A 14,221-nucleotide genomic window follows, 5' to 3' on the forward strand; every position below is an offset into this window, starting at 1 on the left:
TCAATAATTCCCAAGAACCATTTGGGATGAGGAATTGAATCTTTATGCTTATGTGCGGGCGGGGACCGAGATGCGCAGCCCTTGCGGGAAGAAGGCCTCCTGAACAATGTTTACATTAATATAGATCAGGATGCGCGTCATTGACAAATGGCAAAAACCCCTTTTTCCATGACAAGGAAAGGGGTTTTTTGAGTTATTCGGCCATTTTTTCTAAATTGCCGTTCCGGTCCATTTTGAAGGACGGAGAGGCATGTTCGTCGTCTTCAAATAAAACTAGTTTTCTGGCTCTGTTCATAATTTTTACCAAGGTTTCGTAGTCTTCCTGAATGGTTTTTTGATCTTTTTCAAGCTTTTCGACGGCCGCTTCCAGCTGCTCGGTTTTAGACTGAAGTTCTTGGTTTTCCCGTTTTAAACGGTCATTTTCCATTTGCAGGGCGGAAGTTTGCTTTCCGCCGCCTTCATAGCTCTGCAGAAATTGAATGACGTCTGCCATTGTGAGCTCCGCCTTTTGGCTCGGCTGCTGAGGCGCCAGCAAATGTGATAAACTAGCTAACTCTTCCTTGAAGCTTTCATCGACATAAGGCATATGTTCGCCGGACATGACGGCTTGCCGATCCTCTTTTGGCGCTTCCGTTTGAACCGTCTCTTCGGCTGCGGTTTCCTGCATGATGTCCGCATCCGGCGCAGGCGGCTGATATAATAGTTTCTTCTTGGCCGGCTGGCCGTTTCCGAGCGCGCGCATCCGCTGTTTCCGCTGTTTTTTGGCAAGCTGAAGCGCTTTTTCGTATTGATGGCGCACGACGGCATTCCACCTGAATCCGCACGCTGCCGACGTTCTGTTTAATTTATCGCCTACCTCTTCAAAGGCGTTCAGCTGCGTGCTTCCTTCCCGGACGTGCCGGAGCACGGTTTCCGCAAGCAGCAGGTCGTTTTCCTCCGACCAGGCGTCCTGTCTTTGTTTTGTCAATGTTCTCAACCCCCAATATCTTTGATGGTATTAGAATGTCCAGATTGGAAAATATTTATACAAATTGGCTGAAAGAATGAGAGATACGCAGAGCCTTGCAGGATAAGATGAATCCTTGTACAATGAGATGTGATGTGATTTTTTTCGTTTTTAAAATTAAGTTTTAACATAGAGGAACATTGAATGAAGGGAAGCGTACATCATGGCTAATGAATTCCGAGTGTGTGATGATTGCCAGGCCACCAATATTAAGACTTTGCTGCCGCGTTTGAAAGAAGCTGACCCGGATGCAAAAGTGGAGGTCGGATGTCAGTCATATTGCGGGCCCGGACGCAAAAAATCGTTTGCTTTCGTAAACAACCGCCCGCTGTCGGCGCCGACTGAGGACGAGCTGATTGAGAAAGTGAAAAAGAAGATCAAAAAGTAAATGTGTATTTTACGACAGCCTCGCCCGATGGGTCAGGCTTTTTTGCTTCAAAAAATCAATGACGGAAAACTGGAACAAAACGCCGGACAAATTCAAGGATGTTTTCAAATTACAGAGCCGATATAATAGAATCACGGCTAAAAAAAAGAGGGAATGACGATGGCGTATCCAAACGGAAAATTATCAGAAGAAAAAGTGTTTAAAGATCCCGTTCACCGCTATGTTCATGTGCGGGACAAGCTGATCTGGGATTTGATCGGCACCCGTGAATTTCAGCGGCTGCGCCGGATCAAACAGCTCGGTACGACGTATTTGACGTTTCACGGCGCGGAACACAGCCGTTTTAACCATTCTCTCGGCGTCTATGAGATTGTCAGACGAATGGTTGATGATGTTTTTAAAGGGCGTCCTGAATGGGATGACAATGAACGCGAACTCTGTCTCAGCGCCGCGCTTTTGCACGATTTGGGACATGGGCCGTTTTCGCATTCCTTTGAAAAGGTTTTTCATCTGGATCATGAAGACTATACGAGGGAAATCATTCTCGGCGACACCGAGGTGAATCAGGTTCTCAGAAAGGCGGGACCGGGATTTCCGCAGGATGTTGCCGAAGTCATTGCCAAAACATACAAAAACAAACAGGTGGTCAGCCTGATTTCGAGCCAGATCGATGCCGACAGGATGGATTACCTGCAGCGGGACGCATACTATACGGGCGTCAGCTACGGACATTTTGATATGGAACGGATTTTAAGGGTGATGCGTCCGCGAGAGGATCAGATCGTCATTAAGCAAAGCGGCATGCACGCTGTCGAAGACTATATTATGAGCCGCTATCAAATGTACTGGCAGGTGTATTTTCATCCCGTGACGAGAAGCGCTGAAGTCATTTTGACGAAAATTCTCCACCGTGCGAAGCAGCTCCATGAAGAAGGGTATATCTTCACTCATGCTCCCGTTCATTTTTATTCCATTTTTGAAGGGAAGCTGACGCTTGCGGATTATCTAAAGCTTGATGAAGCCATCATTTTATATTATTTCCAGGCTTGGGAGGAAGAAGAGGACCCGATTCTGTCCGACTTGTGCCGCCGCTTCATTAACCGCCAGCTGTTTCAATATGCCGAATTTAACCCCAATGAGGAAATGTCGGCTTATTTTGAACTGACCGCTCTGTTTAAAGAGGCGGGAATTGATCCCAATTACTATTTAGTGGTCGATTCTTCATCGGATCTGCCGTATGATTTTTACCGGCCGGGTGAAGAGGAAGAGCGTCTGCCGATTCACCTGTTAACGCAGAACGGCCAGATCAAAGAGCTGTCCAGGCAGTCCGCCATTGTCGAATCCATTTCGGGCAAACGCCGGACGGACCATAAGCTCTACTATCCGATGGACCTCATTTGCGACGATTCAGAAAACCCTGAAGCAAAATTAAAAATCCGGCAGCTGCTGGGACTGACATAGAAGGATTTTGGTAAAGAAGGAAAAGGAGATGTCGGGAATTTGTTGAAAGAACATGCAAAACTGATGAAGGTGTTCTCGGATTCTGGAGAAATCATCGGGCGGAAAAAGCTGCAGAAAATCATTTATATCGCGAAGAAAATGCAGTATCCTTTCTACGAAAAATATGATTTTCATTTTTACGGCCCGTATTCCGAAGAACTGACGCTTCGAATTGAAGAGCTGTGCAATCTTGGGTTTCTGGATGAGGTGAAGGAAAAAAAGGGCGGCTACTTTCAATACCGGTACTCGCTGACGGAGACGGGAGCCGAGTTTTTACATCATGCGGAGCTTACGATGCCGGATATGAAGAAGTACATCGACAGCGTCAACAGCCGCTCATCCCGGTTTCTGGAGCTGGTGTCTACGATTTTGTATTTTGACGGCCTTGAAGCTGAGGAAAAGAAAGAGAAAGTGTTTACGATAAAAAGCAAACAGAAATATACGGATGAAGAATATGATGAGGCGCTTCACTACATAGAAGAGCTGAAACACATTTGTTAAAGGCGATGGCTTTCGTCTTTTTTGATGAAAAAACCAGGCCGCGATAAAGCGGGCCTGGTTTTGTTTATTGTCTCAATTTGCTGTGCTTGTACGAATATAAAAAGTAAACGATCACGCCGATGATCAGCCAGACGGCAAAATAAAGCCACGTTTTCAGCGGCAGATTGACCATTAAAAACAAACAGCAGATAATGGCCAAAATCGGCAGTACGGGTACAAAAGGCACTTTAAATCCCCGAGGCAGATCCTTATGGGTGCGGCGCAGAATCAGCACGGACAGACTGACCATGGCGAATGTCAATAATGCGCCGATGTTTGAGAGATCTGACAGCTCTTTCAGATCAACAAAACCCGCGATGCAGGCGCTGATCAGTCCGATCAGCCACGTATTAAAGATCGGCGCTCCCGATTTCTTTCCGACAATGGTAAAGACTTTCGGCAGCATTCCGTCTCTTGCCATCGCAAAAGATATACGGGTCGCCGCATAGGTATGGGCGAGAACGACGGCCATCAGTCCGATCACCGCACCGGCAGCGATAACGCCCGCCACCGCGTTTTGTCCGACAGACTGCAGCACATAAGACATGGCTTCCGGCACATTAAGCTGTGAATACGGAACCATCCCCGTCATGACAAGACAGACGATGACGTATACCAATGTACAAATCACCAGTGAACCGATAATACCGATCGGCAGGTTGCGCTGCGGTTTTTTGACTTCTTCAGCCGAAGCGGAAATCGCGTCAAATCCGAGAAACGCAAAAAAGACGGCAGAAGCCCCCGTAATGACGCCTTTGATTCCAAAAGGCATAAAAGGATGCCAATTGCCCGGCTTTACAAAAAAGCTTCCTGTGATGATAAACAGCAAAACAATTCCGATTTTTACGAGAACCATTATATTATTAAAGGTTTTGCTCTCTTTGGAGCCGCGTGACAGAACGACGGCAATTAATAGAGTAATGATGATGGCAGGAAGGTTGACGATGCCCCCCTGGCTCGGCACGTGCAGCAGACTGTCCGGCAAAGGCATGCCGATTTCGGCTAACAGATTATTAAAATAACTTGACCAGCCGCTTGCCACCGCCGACGCCGTCACCATATAAACGGATAAGAGCGTCCAGCCCATTAAATGGCCGACAATTTCTCCCATGGTGGTATAAGAGTAAATATAGGCGCTTCCGTAAACCGGGAGAACAGAAGCGATTTCGGCGTAACATAATGCTGCAAGGCTGCAGACAACGGCTGCAATGATAAAAGAAAAGATTACGGAAGGTCCGGCGTTTTTCGCGGCCGTAATGCCTGTAAGAACCATGACGCCCGTCCCGATGACGGCGCCGATGCCCAGTAAAGTTAAATCAAATCCACCCATCGTTTTGGCAGTCTGCCTGTTTCTGCTTTGTTCAAGCAGCTGGGTGATGTCTTTTTTTTGTAGGATATTCCGCAACACGCATCCCTCCATCCAAAAGCAAAAGCCAAGAGGGGCTCTTTGGCTTTTACCCGTGTCACATCTTCTGTGTAATCGACAATCCTGTGTTCTGTTTCCCCGTCTGTTCCGTTTCTTTTCCAGTCATATTGTCTGCCGCATCCGATCAGATTATCCTTTCCGTCAAACGCAGTCACCCTTAATGATTTTACCTGAATCATGTCTATAAAACCAGCATTGCATAAAAGGGATGGGTGAAAAAGCAGGAGATAATAGTCTGTATAAGGCAGGATAAAAGTTGCGGGCTTTCCGGCCGAAATTTTGACTTTCCCCGCGAGGTATCAGTAAAATGTAATAAAAAACAATCAAATGATGATGGATGCATCTTGAAATGGGGAGTTTCTGCATGGAGCATGATATATTGCAAGCAAATGTACTGGATTACGCGCTCACGAAATATTTAAAGAGCACGAAAAAGCTTGATGAGGCGACAATTCCGAAGAGTATAAACAATATCAGAGGATTTATTCTTAGGATTATTTACCGGCACGGCACGTGCACGATTAAAGATATATTGCAGGAAGTCACATTATCGCCTTCCGCCACGACAACCGCTCTGAATCACTTAGAAAAAGAGGGTTTCGTGGAAAGGTCGAGAAATAACGAAGACCGGCGCACGGTATGGATGACGCTTTCCGAATCGGGAAAAATGGCGGCCATGCAAATGATTGAAAACCGGCAGATGCTCATTGACGAGCTGTTCGAAGCATTGACAGAGGAAGAAAAGAATACCTTTTTCAGCCTCGTTGAAAAAGTAATGAAATAAGCCGGCCTGACATAGCAGCGCCGGCCATTATCAAGGATTACTCCGTATCGCTGATCCGTTTGCCGGCGACGGCGTAATGATCCTTTCTCATTTCTTCAATCATGACAATGATCTTTTCTTCGGCTGCGCCTGTCGTTTCTTTTACGGCTTCTGTCACTTTTTCAACCAGATTCCGTTTTTGTTCATCTGTGCGGCCTTCAAGCATTTTAACGGTTACGAGCGGCATGGTGCTGATCCTCCTTTATCGTTTCCTCACTTTGGAAGAGAGGTCACTTATAGTATACTGAATGAAGGACAATCTTGCATTTTTTAAAAAAGGGGATTTTTACATTTGGACAGATTTTTATATTATCCGCTGGAGCTTATGCCCTATGTCGTGATTACGCTGATTGTGGCATTTACGATGCATGAACTGGCGCACGCGTATGTCGCGTATCGGTTCGGAGACGATACCGCGGCGAGACAGGGCAGATTAACGCTCAATCCGATTAAACATCTTGATGTTTTCGGAACGATTCTAATTTTGGTCGCGGGTTTCGGCTGGGCCCGTCCGGTGCCGGTGAACCGCCGCGCCTTTAAAAGACCGCGGCTGGCGGGAGTGCTGGTTTCCGTCGCCGGGCCTGTAAGCAACCTGTTTCTTGCCTTTATCGGTTTCTTTTTGCTAGTGTTGATGCATGCTTACGGAATGGAGCTGCTTTCTGCATTCAGCATGGGGCTTGACCGCTTTTTCTCTATTTGGATTCAGCTGAATCTCGCGCTGTGTTTATTCAACCTGCTGCCGCTTCCTCCGCTTGACGGCTACCGGATTATTGAGGATCTCGTGCCGCCGCGGGTGCGCGCCAAAATGACTCAGTTTGAGAGCTACGGGATTATCGTGTTTCTCGTGCTGTTTGTGACACCGGTCGGCTCCTATGTCGTGTGGCCGCTGTTAAGCGAGGGGAGAGACTGGATTCTCAAGGTATTTGCCATTATATTTCAACCGCTTTTGTAGGAGGGTATTTTCATGGAAGAAAAAAAGAAGAAAACAATCGGATTTAATATTATTAAAAGTGATCCGACTGACGGACATGGCGGTTTTGGCGCCGGGGCGCTGAGCCTTGACAATATTTCTCCGGTATTTGTCGATGTGGAAGAGAAGGAAGCCTTCGTTGATATCGGCGCCATGCATGCCCGCAGTGTCGTTGAAAAAGGCATCAAATTCCTGCCGAACAAAGATGAAGTGCCGAACGGAAAACCGTACTGGCTCGTGTGGGTCACCATCGACAGAAAAGAAGAAGGCCCTTATTACGCGGGTGTGACGGCTTGTGAAATGACCGTGGACAGAAGTATCCGCAGAGGCTATAAGTCATTGCCGGAGCATGTGAATTTAATGGATAAATCAATGAAGCGCTGCATTATCGTGGACAAAATGGACGCCAGCTCAAAGCAGGTGCTTGCTGAATTTCTGCAGAAACATGACCAAGGGCTCTGGGAACGTTCATCCGATGAATTGAAAACAGGTCTGCTTCCGAAAGAAAAATAATTGTGAACTTTTTGTGAACTTTATAAATATTTGCACTATTTTGCAATTGTACTGAGTAAACTGTTGATACAGAATCAGGACATGGAAAGTCCCGAGCCGAACCAAGACTCGGGGTTTTTCATGTTTACGCGGAGGTTTCATCATGTTCACCGTCTTTGAAATCGGGCCATGGGTCATTGAAGCAGATGCGGAGGAAACGAGAAAACAATATGAAAAATCATGGCCTGATCCCTGCGATTGCGGGAGCTGCCGGAACTTTTCCGAGGCGGTGAATCTCCTTCCCGCCGAGAAAACAAGATTGTTTACGCAGTTTGGGATTCGTCCGGCTGTCTGTCACGACTTGGGGGAGCATGGAAAGGAAAACGGCCTGCATCATTATGCGGGCAGCTATCCGATTGTCGGCAGGCTTAGGGAAGGCTGGCCGAAGTTTCATATCGAGAGGGCGGGAGAGATCCGCTTTTCGTTTTCATTGCCGAGTACAACATTTTTTATACCGAAGGGTTTTCCTGACCCTATTATCCATCTCGACTTTTCAATCTTGCTCCCGTGGGTGCTTGAGGAAGACGCGGATTAAAGCCCGGCGCGCAATGCACCGGGCTCAGTCTTTTTTGCCGAGCCACTTATCCCACCACTTTTTGCGCGGAGCTTCTTTGCGGGCGGGGGCGTGTTCCTTTTCTTTTTTAGAAGGTTCCGGTCCGTAGCACACATCCGCGGGCTCAGTGCCTGCGATGAAATACGTATAATGCTTTGCGGCGCAGCCGGGTCCCGAAGTGTAGCCGGAAGCGGGATCGATATAGACGCCCGTGACGCCCTTCGGCGGTTTAAGCGCTATTTCCGGTTCTCCTTCGAGCGCCTTCTCCATAAAGTCCGCCCAAATCGTCTTCGCATAGCTTTTTTCCTCTACTGAATCAATCGTGCTGCTTTTGTCATAGCCTGTCCATACACCGGCGGCAAGAGCCGGGTTAAAGCCGATCATCCAGCTGTCTGCGCTCGTCGTGCCTGATTTACCGCCATAGGTTCGTGTCAGCCGGTCAGAAATGGTGCGTCCCGTGACGGAAGTATAGCCGTTTAAATCCTGATCAAACATGCCCGTCATCATGCTCGCCGTCACAAAAGCGGCTTTCTTATCAAGCGTCTGCTGATGTCCGCGCGGCTGTTCATACAAGATGTTGCCGGCGGTATCCGTCACTTTTGTGATAAAGGAAGGGGTGATTTGTTTTCCTCCGTTTGCGAGCATCGCGTAGGCATTTACCATCTCAATCGGGCGCACGGGTTCAGTTCCGAGCGCCAGAGACGGAAGGGGCTTTAAATGTTCGCTGATGCCGAATTCCTTTGCCGCCGACACGAGCTTATTCATGCCGAGAAAGAGATGGGTCTTCACGGCATAAATGTTGTCTGATAACGCAAGCGCCTGAAGCAGCGTAATCGGTTTATTGGCGTAGTAGCCGTTGTAATTGCTTGGAGAATAAGTATCTCCGTTGTCGTCAATCTGGAACTCTGTGGCTTCACTTTTCATCAGCGTGACCGGTGTAAAGCCGCTTTGAATCGCTTTGTAGTACAAAAGCGGCTTGATCGTGGAAGCCGGCTGCCGTTTCGCCTGTGTCGCCCGGTCAAACGGGCTTTTTTCGTAGTCACGTCCGCCGAGAAGCGCAAGCACGCGCCCTGTTGCCGGATCAATCGCGGAAAAGCCGACCTGAATGTCAGAGCCGGTACGGATCGTATGTGCCACAGTGTTTTCCGCAATCCGCTGCATGCGCTTATCAAGCGTCGTATAAACACGCAATCCGCTCGTTGCCAGCTGTTCGCGCGTCATGCCGAGCTTTTTCTCGAGTTCTTTCATCGCATCATCGTAAAAATAAGGCGCCGTTTTCGCCGCGGTTCTGTTTTTCAGCGGCTGATAGGCAAGCGGCGTTTTCTTAAGCCTTTCCGCCTTTTCTTTTGAGATCATTTTTTGGCCGATCATCAGTCGGAGAATGATTTCCTGGCGCTGTTTGGCCTTCTTTTCGCTGACATATGGCGAATAGCCGGACGGGCCTTTCGGTATGCCCGCCAAAAGCACGGCTTCCGCATCGTTCAGATCTTTGGCGTGTTTGCCGAAATACAGGCGCGAGGCGGCTTCAATTCCATATGCGCCGTGGCCGTAATATATCGTATTTACATAACCTTCTAAAATCTCGTTTTTAGAATAGTTCTGTTCAAGGCGGATCGTGTAAAATGCTTCGTTCCATTTTCGTTTCCAAGTTTTATCGTGCTCAAGGTAGAGATTTCTCGCGTATTGCTGGGTGATGGTGCTTGCGCCCTGAACCTTGGCCATTGCCTTTATGTCAGCCAGCGCGGCGGCGGCCATCCGCCGGTAATCAAAACCGTGGTGATTGTAAAAGTTTTGATCCTCCACCGCTATGGCGGCCTGCACCGCTATCGGATTGATATCTTTTAACCGGACCCAGTAGCGCTTTTCCCCGAAATCGGTCTCACCCAGCTTTGAGCCGTCATTTGCATAAAGAATCGTAGACTGAGGAACCCGGACGGAGGGGGCCCCCTGCCATTTCGCTGCAAGAAGAACGGATGTGAAGCAGACGCCGGCCAGCATTCCGCCGATCAGTGTCAGAAAGATGCAGGCGCGGATGATTTTGAATGTGATTCTGAGCTGTTTTCCAGATACTTTATCCACTTTTGGGGACCCCCTTTTTCATGATTCTATTATTATGTGAAAAAAGGGGGTTTTTTAAACATATCAAACCGGACACTTCTTTACTTTTTCCCCTCCATCCTCTATACTTTTTCCTTAGGTGAAAATGAGATTTTAACCGGAATAAAAGCGTTACAGACGCTTACAATAAATGAAATAAGCCTTGAAAGGGAGATGACAATTGAGCGAGCTTTGGTATACGGAGAAGCAGACGAAGAATTTCGGCATTACATTAAAGGTGAAACAAACATTACATACGGAACAGACGGAATTTCAGCATCTGGAAATGGTGGAGACAGAAGAATTCGGCAACATGCTGTTCTTAGACGGAATGGTCATGACTTCTGAAAAAGACGAATTTGTCTATCATGAAATGGTTGCGCACGTCCCGTTATTTACGCACCCGAATCCGGAAAACGTCCTCGTTGTCGGCGGCGGAGACGGCGGTGTCATCAGAGAGATTCTGAAGCACCCAAGCGTAAAAAAAGCGACGCTTGTCGACATTGACGGCAAGGTTATTGAATACTCTAAAAAATTCCTTCCGTCCATTGCGGGCAAGCTTGATGATCCGCGCGTCGACGTGAGAGTCGATGACGGTTTCATGCACATCGCGAAATCAGAGAATGAGTATGACGTCATCATGGTTGATTCAACAGAACCGGTCGGACCGGCCGTCAATCTGTTCTCAAAAGGCTTCTATGCCGGAATTTCCAAGGCGTTAAAAGAAGACGGCATCTTCGTCGCGCAGACGGACAACCCGTGGTTTACACCGGAACTGATTACAAACGTACAGCGTGACGTGAAAGAAATCTTCCCGATCACCCGCCTGTATACGGCTAATATCCCGACGTACCCGAGCGGCTTGTGGACATTTACGATCGGTTCTAAAAAGTACGATCCGCTTGAAGTGGAGGACAGCCGTTTCTTTGACATCGACACGAAATATTACACGAAAGAGCTTCACAAAGCGGCATTTGTTCTTCCGAAATTTGTGAGCGACTTAATCAAATAAAAACGTACGGCGCAGGAGCGAATCTTGCGCTTTTTTACAGGAAAGCGAGGGTTTTATCATGAGGTTTGATGAAGCATATTCAGGAAAAGTATTTATCGCAAGCCGCCCCGACTGGAAAGAGGCGGACGCCATCCTTTACGGCATGCCGATGGATTGGACGGTCAGCTACCGTCCGGGTTCACGATTCGGCCCGGGGAGAATCCGCGAGGTGTCTATCGGTCTTGAAGAATACAGCCCGTATCTCGACCGTGACTTGGCTGATTTGAATTTCTTTGACGCCGGCGACATTCCGCTTCCGTTCGGCAATCCGCAAAGAAGCCTTGATATGATTGAAGAATACGTGGACAGCATTTTAGAAAAAGGAAAGTTCCCGCTCGGCATGGGAGGGGAGCACCTTGTATCATGGCCTGTCATAAAAGCCATGTATAAGAAATTTCCGGACCTTGCCATCATTCATTTTGACGCGCACACCGACCTGCGCACGGATTATGAAGGCGAACCGCTTTCCCACTCTACTCCGATCCGCAAAGCGGCCGAGCTCATCGGGCCGCAAAACGTATTTTCATTCGGCATCCGTTCCGGAATGAAGGAAGAATTTGAATGGGCGAAAGAAAACGGCATGCACATTTCTAAGTTTGAAGTGCTTGAGCCGCTGAAAAAAGTGCTGCCGCAGCTTGCGGGACGCCCTGTTTATGTCACGATCGATATCGACGTTCTTGATCCCGCTCATGCGCCGGGAACGGGCACGGTTGACGCAGGAGGCATCACGTCTAAAGAATTGCTCGCGTCCATCCATGAAATCGCGCGCTCAGAAGTCAACGTAAAAGGCGCTGACCTCGTAGAAGTTGCGCCGGTCTATGACCACTCAGAACAAACCGCAAACACGGCAAGCAAGATGATTCGTGAAATGCTGCTTGGGTTTGTGAAATAAAAGAATTTCCCCCGCTTGAAACATGCGGGGGATTTTTATATTGTATATAAACTACTTAGAAGTTAGTAAAAGCTATATTATTTTACTATTAATAATTGATGTTATTGATAAAAATTATATAATAGGGTATTATTTAGTAAATACATTTTTAGAAAGGAAGTTAGAATGAAAACAGCAGTAGAAAATGAATTGGAATTAAAAAAGATTGAAATTTCAGTAATTAAACTGATAATTGCTGAAAAACCTAATAAAGAGATCGCTAAGTCATTAAACTACTCGCAGCGTAATGTCGAATATATCATAGCCGGTCTCTGTAAAAAGTGGAATGTGAGTACTAGAGTCGGTATTGTTTCGGAAGCATATAAAAGGAATTGTATACAGTGAACGAAATGAAAGAAAAACCCCTATTGAGGGGGTTTATTTATATATGCTAAAAAAACATTCTATACAGGAATGCCGTAAAAATAAAAACTGAGATTGTCAGGTAGTTCAAATTTGTTCTCCATTTCAGAAGAATAAACAAAAGAAATAAGTATGCAATATTGAACAAATCAAAGATAGAAAAAATCAAATGATTACTTGTGAAAAATAAACTAGTGTTTGGATGTTCTGCGAAAATGTTTTTGAATGATATAAGAAAAAACTTAATTGCGACCGGGATGTTAGAAAACATAAATAGGGAATAAAAGGTTTTAATCTTAATTTGAGCGCCAAGAAAATTTATAATGAGAAATAATACAAATCCTTCAAAAATCACCCCGAACATTAAAAGAAACAGTGCGGCTATCGCGATGATATAATCTAAATGTTTTACTTGCTCAACAACTTGTATAGGGATGTTTTTGGGAATTAAACTTTTCATAAAAGGTAATAGGGAACTTAAATAAAAAGCTAACCCGATAATATAAAACAAAAATGAGGACAAAAAATTAATGTTTCGGTCCTTAAATGAAGATAATTCAATTTGCATAATCCTAAGAGACTCCTTTTATAAAGATAGGTGTAAGAAATGTTTCTAACATAGCTGCTATCATTAAACCGAGAAATATAATACCAATATATTTAAAAGTGAATTTTAAATTTATTTTGAGGAGTAATAAATCCAAAGTTAATTTCATTCCTACAGAAGCTGCAAGAAGCAATACCGGGACTTCAATTATTCCATGGGGTATAACAAGCAGTAAAAGGTTTAAATTGTCTTTGATGTTTCCTATGGCATTTCCTAAAATGAATCCATTAATAATTAAAACTGCAATCGTGCCAAGTGACAGCGTCAACGGGCCTAAAAAAACAAGCAGACTCGCTACTTTAATATTATTAAAGAAAATCTGAAAAAAATCCGGACGGATATTTCGATTTAGATTATTTACATTTGAAGCGGGATCTGTATAAAAATATGCTGTAAATAAAGCAATTAAAAATAAGATCAGACAGAGTATGTACAATTTGACTAAAACGTTCTTTTTAAACAAAGTATTTTCATCCAATCGTTTAAGGGACTGCCAGGGATATTGAATTTAATGTTTTATATTAAGCTGCTGCTGTACTTGCTGCAGCCAATTGTTCTAAAACGGCTAATGGCAAGCCTGCACCAAGAGATCCTAAAACAGTAATGATAGCCAGGACTGAACCCGTTGCAGTGATAGCACTGACAATCCAACTAGGAGCTATTATTCCAGCTCTGTTTAAAATATCGATGACATCCATGCTTAAATGATTATGTTTTATACTGAAAAGAGCGAGAACAATGATTCCTGATGCTACTAATGTAAAAATCGCTTTACTATTTTGTGTTTTTAAAAGTAGACTCATTTTTTCCTCCAATTTTTTCAATATCCCCAGCAAGTTAAATAATAAAATATATTGGAAGCTATTTGAATTGCGGATTTCCGAAAAAAATAGTTAAGAGGTGAAATCCGTTAAGGTATCTGCTGGCTTATTTCAGTACAAAGAAAGCCGGACCATATGTATGATCCGGCTTTCTTTGTACTGAAACATTTATACTTTTTTTTCAAGAATAATATCAAAATAATCGGCTGCCCCATAACCTGAAATAGGAGGAGCAAATATTTGAACCAGCTTCCATCCTTGCTGCGAATACTTTTCAATAATTTCTTTATAGTCTTCTTTAGGCTTTCCTTTCCATCGGTTTACTTCTACTTTTATAAACTTATATTCGTACATTGCTGTATAATCCTCCGGAAGTGTATTGGAATTGTTACCTTGTTTTTCGATTATGATAAACTTGAATCCATAAATAGAGCGCGCAGCCTATTAAAAGTATTGGAAATTGCCATCCTGTATTTCCGTTTTTAAAATAATCTATTAATGACCATATCAGTAAAGCGACAGTATAAAAACTAAATGCTATTCTGGCGGCTATACCCGATTGGTGTTTTTGCATCTCATCCATTTTCTTCATA

At 45.2% G+C, this 14,221-nt stretch carries 18 protein-coding genes; 10 read left to right on the plus strand and 8 right to left on the minus strand.

Annotated elements, in window-relative coordinates:
* Positions 1 to 193: 193 nt before the first annotated feature.
* Positions 194 to 967 carry an RsfA family transcriptional regulator gene (locus G9F50_RS01305; RefSeq protein WP_060562414.1) on the minus strand — a complete coding sequence of 258 codons (774 nt, stop codon included), beginning with the start codon at positions 965 to 967 and terminating at the stop codon, positions 194 to 196.
* Between the two features lie 202 nt (positions 968 to 1,169).
* Here G9F50_RS01305 and G9F50_RS01310 point away from each other — a divergent pair, with 202 nt between their 5' ends.
* The 3 genes from G9F50_RS01310 (at position 1,170) to G9F50_RS01320 (ending at position 3,395) form a co-directional block, all read left to right on the plus strand.
* Positions 1,170 to 1,394 carry a YuzB family protein gene (locus tag G9F50_RS01310; protein ID WP_003151034.1) on the plus strand — a complete coding sequence of 75 codons (225 nt, stop codon included), beginning with the start codon at positions 1,170 to 1,172 and terminating at the stop codon, positions 1,392 to 1,394.
* Between the two features lie 159 nt (positions 1,395 to 1,553).
* Positions 1,554 to 2,855, plus strand: a complete 1,302-nt coding sequence (locus G9F50_RS01315; protein WP_003151035.1) for an HD domain-containing protein — start codon at positions 1,554 to 1,556, stop codon at positions 2,853 to 2,855.
* A gap of 39 nt (positions 2,856 to 2,894) precedes the next feature.
* A complete protein-coding gene (locus G9F50_RS01320) occupies positions 2,895 to 3,395 on the plus strand; it encodes a YwgA family protein (protein ID WP_007407653.1) in 501 nt (166 codons plus the stop codon).
* A 64-nt stretch (positions 3,396 to 3,459) separates the two neighbouring features.
* On the opposite strand, the gene G9F50_RS01325 is transcribed toward G9F50_RS01320, so the two are convergent.
* Positions 3,460 to 4,839: an amino acid permease gene (locus tag G9F50_RS01325; protein ID WP_032865071.1), complete on the minus strand. Its 1,380-nt coding sequence runs from the start codon at positions 4,837 to 4,839 to the stop codon at positions 3,460 to 3,462.
* Between the two features lie 385 nt (positions 4,840 to 5,224).
* On the opposite strand from G9F50_RS01325, the gene G9F50_RS01330 reads away from it, so the two are divergent.
* Complete coding sequence (locus G9F50_RS01330; protein WP_007407650.1) at positions 5,225 to 5,644, plus strand: MarR family winged helix-turn-helix transcriptional regulator; 420 nt, start codon at positions 5,225 to 5,227, stop codon at positions 5,642 to 5,644.
* Positions 5,645 to 5,681: 37 nt separating this feature from the next.
* Here the strand turns inward: G9F50_RS01330 and G9F50_RS01335 are convergent, their stop codons facing one another.
* Positions 5,682 to 5,870 (minus strand): 2-hydroxymuconate tautomerase, encoded by a 189-nt coding sequence (locus G9F50_RS01335; protein ID WP_003151042.1) that lies wholly within the window; start codon positions 5,868 to 5,870, stop codon positions 5,682 to 5,684.
* A 105-nt stretch (positions 5,871 to 5,975) separates the two neighbouring features.
* On the opposite strand from G9F50_RS01335, the gene G9F50_RS01340 reads away from it, so the two are divergent.
* The 3 genes from G9F50_RS01340 (at position 5,976) to G9F50_RS01350 (ending at position 7,740) form a co-directional block, all read left to right on the plus strand.
* Positions 5,976 to 6,635: a site-2 protease family protein gene (locus G9F50_RS01340; RefSeq protein ID WP_060562415.1), complete on the plus strand. Its 660-nt coding sequence runs from the start codon at positions 5,976 to 5,978 to the stop codon at positions 6,633 to 6,635.
* Between the two features lie 12 nt (positions 6,636 to 6,647).
* Positions 6,648 to 7,166 carry a YwhD family protein gene (locus G9F50_RS01345; protein WP_007614452.1) on the plus strand — a complete coding sequence of 173 codons (519 nt, stop codon included), beginning with the start codon at positions 6,648 to 6,650 and terminating at the stop codon, positions 7,164 to 7,166.
* Between the two features lie 142 nt (positions 7,167 to 7,308).
* Positions 7,309 to 7,740, plus strand: a complete 432-nt coding sequence (locus tag G9F50_RS01350) for a hypothetical protein (RefSeq protein WP_060562416.1) — start codon at positions 7,309 to 7,311, stop codon at positions 7,738 to 7,740.
* Positions 7,741 to 7,764: 24 nt separating this feature from the next.
* On the opposite strand, the gene G9F50_RS01355 is transcribed toward G9F50_RS01350, so the two are convergent.
* The gene (locus G9F50_RS01355; RefSeq protein WP_060562417.1) at positions 7,765 to 9,837 is read right to left on the minus strand and encodes a transglycosylase domain-containing protein; all 2,073 of its coding nucleotides are present in this window, start codon (positions 9,835 to 9,837) and stop codon (positions 7,765 to 7,767) included.
* Between the two features lie 199 nt (positions 9,838 to 10,036).
* Between G9F50_RS01355 and speE the strand changes: the two genes are divergently transcribed.
* From speE to G9F50_RS01370, 3 genes are all read left to right on the plus strand, one after another.
* On the plus strand, positions 10,037 to 10,867 hold the full coding sequence (gene speE / locus G9F50_RS01360; RefSeq protein ID WP_003151052.1) for a spermidine synthase: 831 nt from the start codon (positions 10,037 to 10,039) through the stop codon (positions 10,865 to 10,867).
* A gap of 58 nt (positions 10,868 to 10,925) precedes the next feature.
* Complete coding sequence (gene speB, locus G9F50_RS01365) at positions 10,926 to 11,798, plus strand: agmatinase (RefSeq protein WP_007614448.1); 873 nt, start codon at positions 10,926 to 10,928, stop codon at positions 11,796 to 11,798.
* A 165-nt stretch (positions 11,799 to 11,963) separates the two neighbouring features.
* The gene (locus G9F50_RS01370; protein WP_003151056.1) at positions 11,964 to 12,182 is read left to right on the plus strand and encodes a helix-turn-helix transcriptional regulator; all 219 of its coding nucleotides are present in this window, start codon (positions 11,964 to 11,966) and stop codon (positions 12,180 to 12,182) included.
* Between the two features lie 590 nt (positions 12,183 to 12,772).
* Here the strand turns inward: G9F50_RS01370 and G9F50_RS01380 are convergent.
* From G9F50_RS01380 to G9F50_RS01395, 4 genes are all read right to left on the minus strand, one after another.
* Positions 12,773 to 13,285, minus strand: coding sequence for a stage II sporulation protein M (locus tag G9F50_RS01380; RefSeq protein WP_031378560.1), 513 nt, complete (start codon positions 13,283 to 13,285; stop codon positions 12,773 to 12,775).
* Positions 13,286 to 13,328: 43 nt separating this feature from the next.
* A complete protein-coding gene (locus G9F50_RS01385; RefSeq protein ID WP_007407643.1) occupies positions 13,329 to 13,610 on the minus strand; it encodes a hypothetical protein in 282 nt (93 codons plus the stop codon).
* A gap of 186 nt (positions 13,611 to 13,796) precedes the next feature.
* Entirely contained in the window at positions 13,797 to 13,982 is a 186-nt protein-coding gene (locus G9F50_RS01390) for a DUF4177 domain-containing protein (protein ID WP_007407642.1), read from the minus strand.
* Positions 13,983 to 14,016: 34 nt separating this feature from the next.
* Positions 14,017 to 14,220 carry a hypothetical protein gene (locus tag G9F50_RS01395; RefSeq protein WP_007407641.1) on the minus strand — a complete coding sequence of 68 codons (204 nt, stop codon included), beginning with the start codon at positions 14,218 to 14,220 and terminating at the stop codon, positions 14,017 to 14,019.
* Position 14,221 lies beyond the last annotated feature (1 nt).

It is taken from the genome of Bacillus sp. EKM206B (genome assembly GCF_011066015.1).
Lineage (GTDB): Bacteria > Bacillota > Bacilli > Bacillales > Bacillaceae > Bacillus > Bacillus velezensis.

Bases quoted from the DNA above. Each gene is read 5' to 3' on its own strand.
- G9F50_RS01310 (WP_003151034.1), top strand. From the start codon at position 1,170: ATGGCTAATGAATTCCGAGTGTGTGATGATTGCCAGGCCACCAATATT.
- speB (WP_007614448.1), top strand. From the start codon at position 10,926: ATGAGGTTTGATGAAGCATATTCAGGAAAAGTATTTATCGCAAGCCGC.
- G9F50_RS01350 (WP_060562416.1), top strand. From the start codon at position 7,309: ATGTTCACCGTCTTTGAAATCGGGCCATGGGTCATTGAAGCAGATGCG.
- G9F50_RS01370 (WP_003151056.1), top strand. From the start codon at position 11,964: ATGAAAACAGCAGTAGAAAATGAATTGGAATTAAAAAAGATTGAAATT.
- G9F50_RS01330 (WP_007407650.1), top strand. From the start codon at position 5,225: ATGGAGCATGATATATTGCAAGCAAATGTACTGGATTACGCGCTCACG.
- G9F50_RS01395 (WP_007407641.1), bottom strand. From the start codon at position 14,220: ATGAAGAAAATGGATGAGATGCAAAAACACCAATCGGGTATAGCCGCC.
- G9F50_RS01335 (WP_003151042.1), bottom strand. From the start codon at position 5,870: ATGCCGCTCGTAACCGTTAAAATGCTTGAAGGCCGCACAGATGAACAA.
- G9F50_RS01315 (WP_003151035.1), top strand. From the start codon at position 1,554: ATGGCGTATCCAAACGGAAAATTATCAGAAGAAAAAGTGTTTAAAGAT.
- G9F50_RS01345 (WP_007614452.1), top strand. From the start codon at position 6,648: ATGGAAGAAAAAAAGAAGAAAACAATCGGATTTAATATTATTAAAAGT.
- G9F50_RS01390 (WP_007407642.1), bottom strand. From the start codon at position 13,982: ATGTACGAATATAAGTTTATAAAAGTAGAAGTAAACCGATGGAAAGGA.
- G9F50_RS01385 (WP_007407643.1), bottom strand. From the start codon at position 13,610: ATGAGTCTACTTTTAAAAACACAAAATAGTAAAGCGATTTTTACATTA.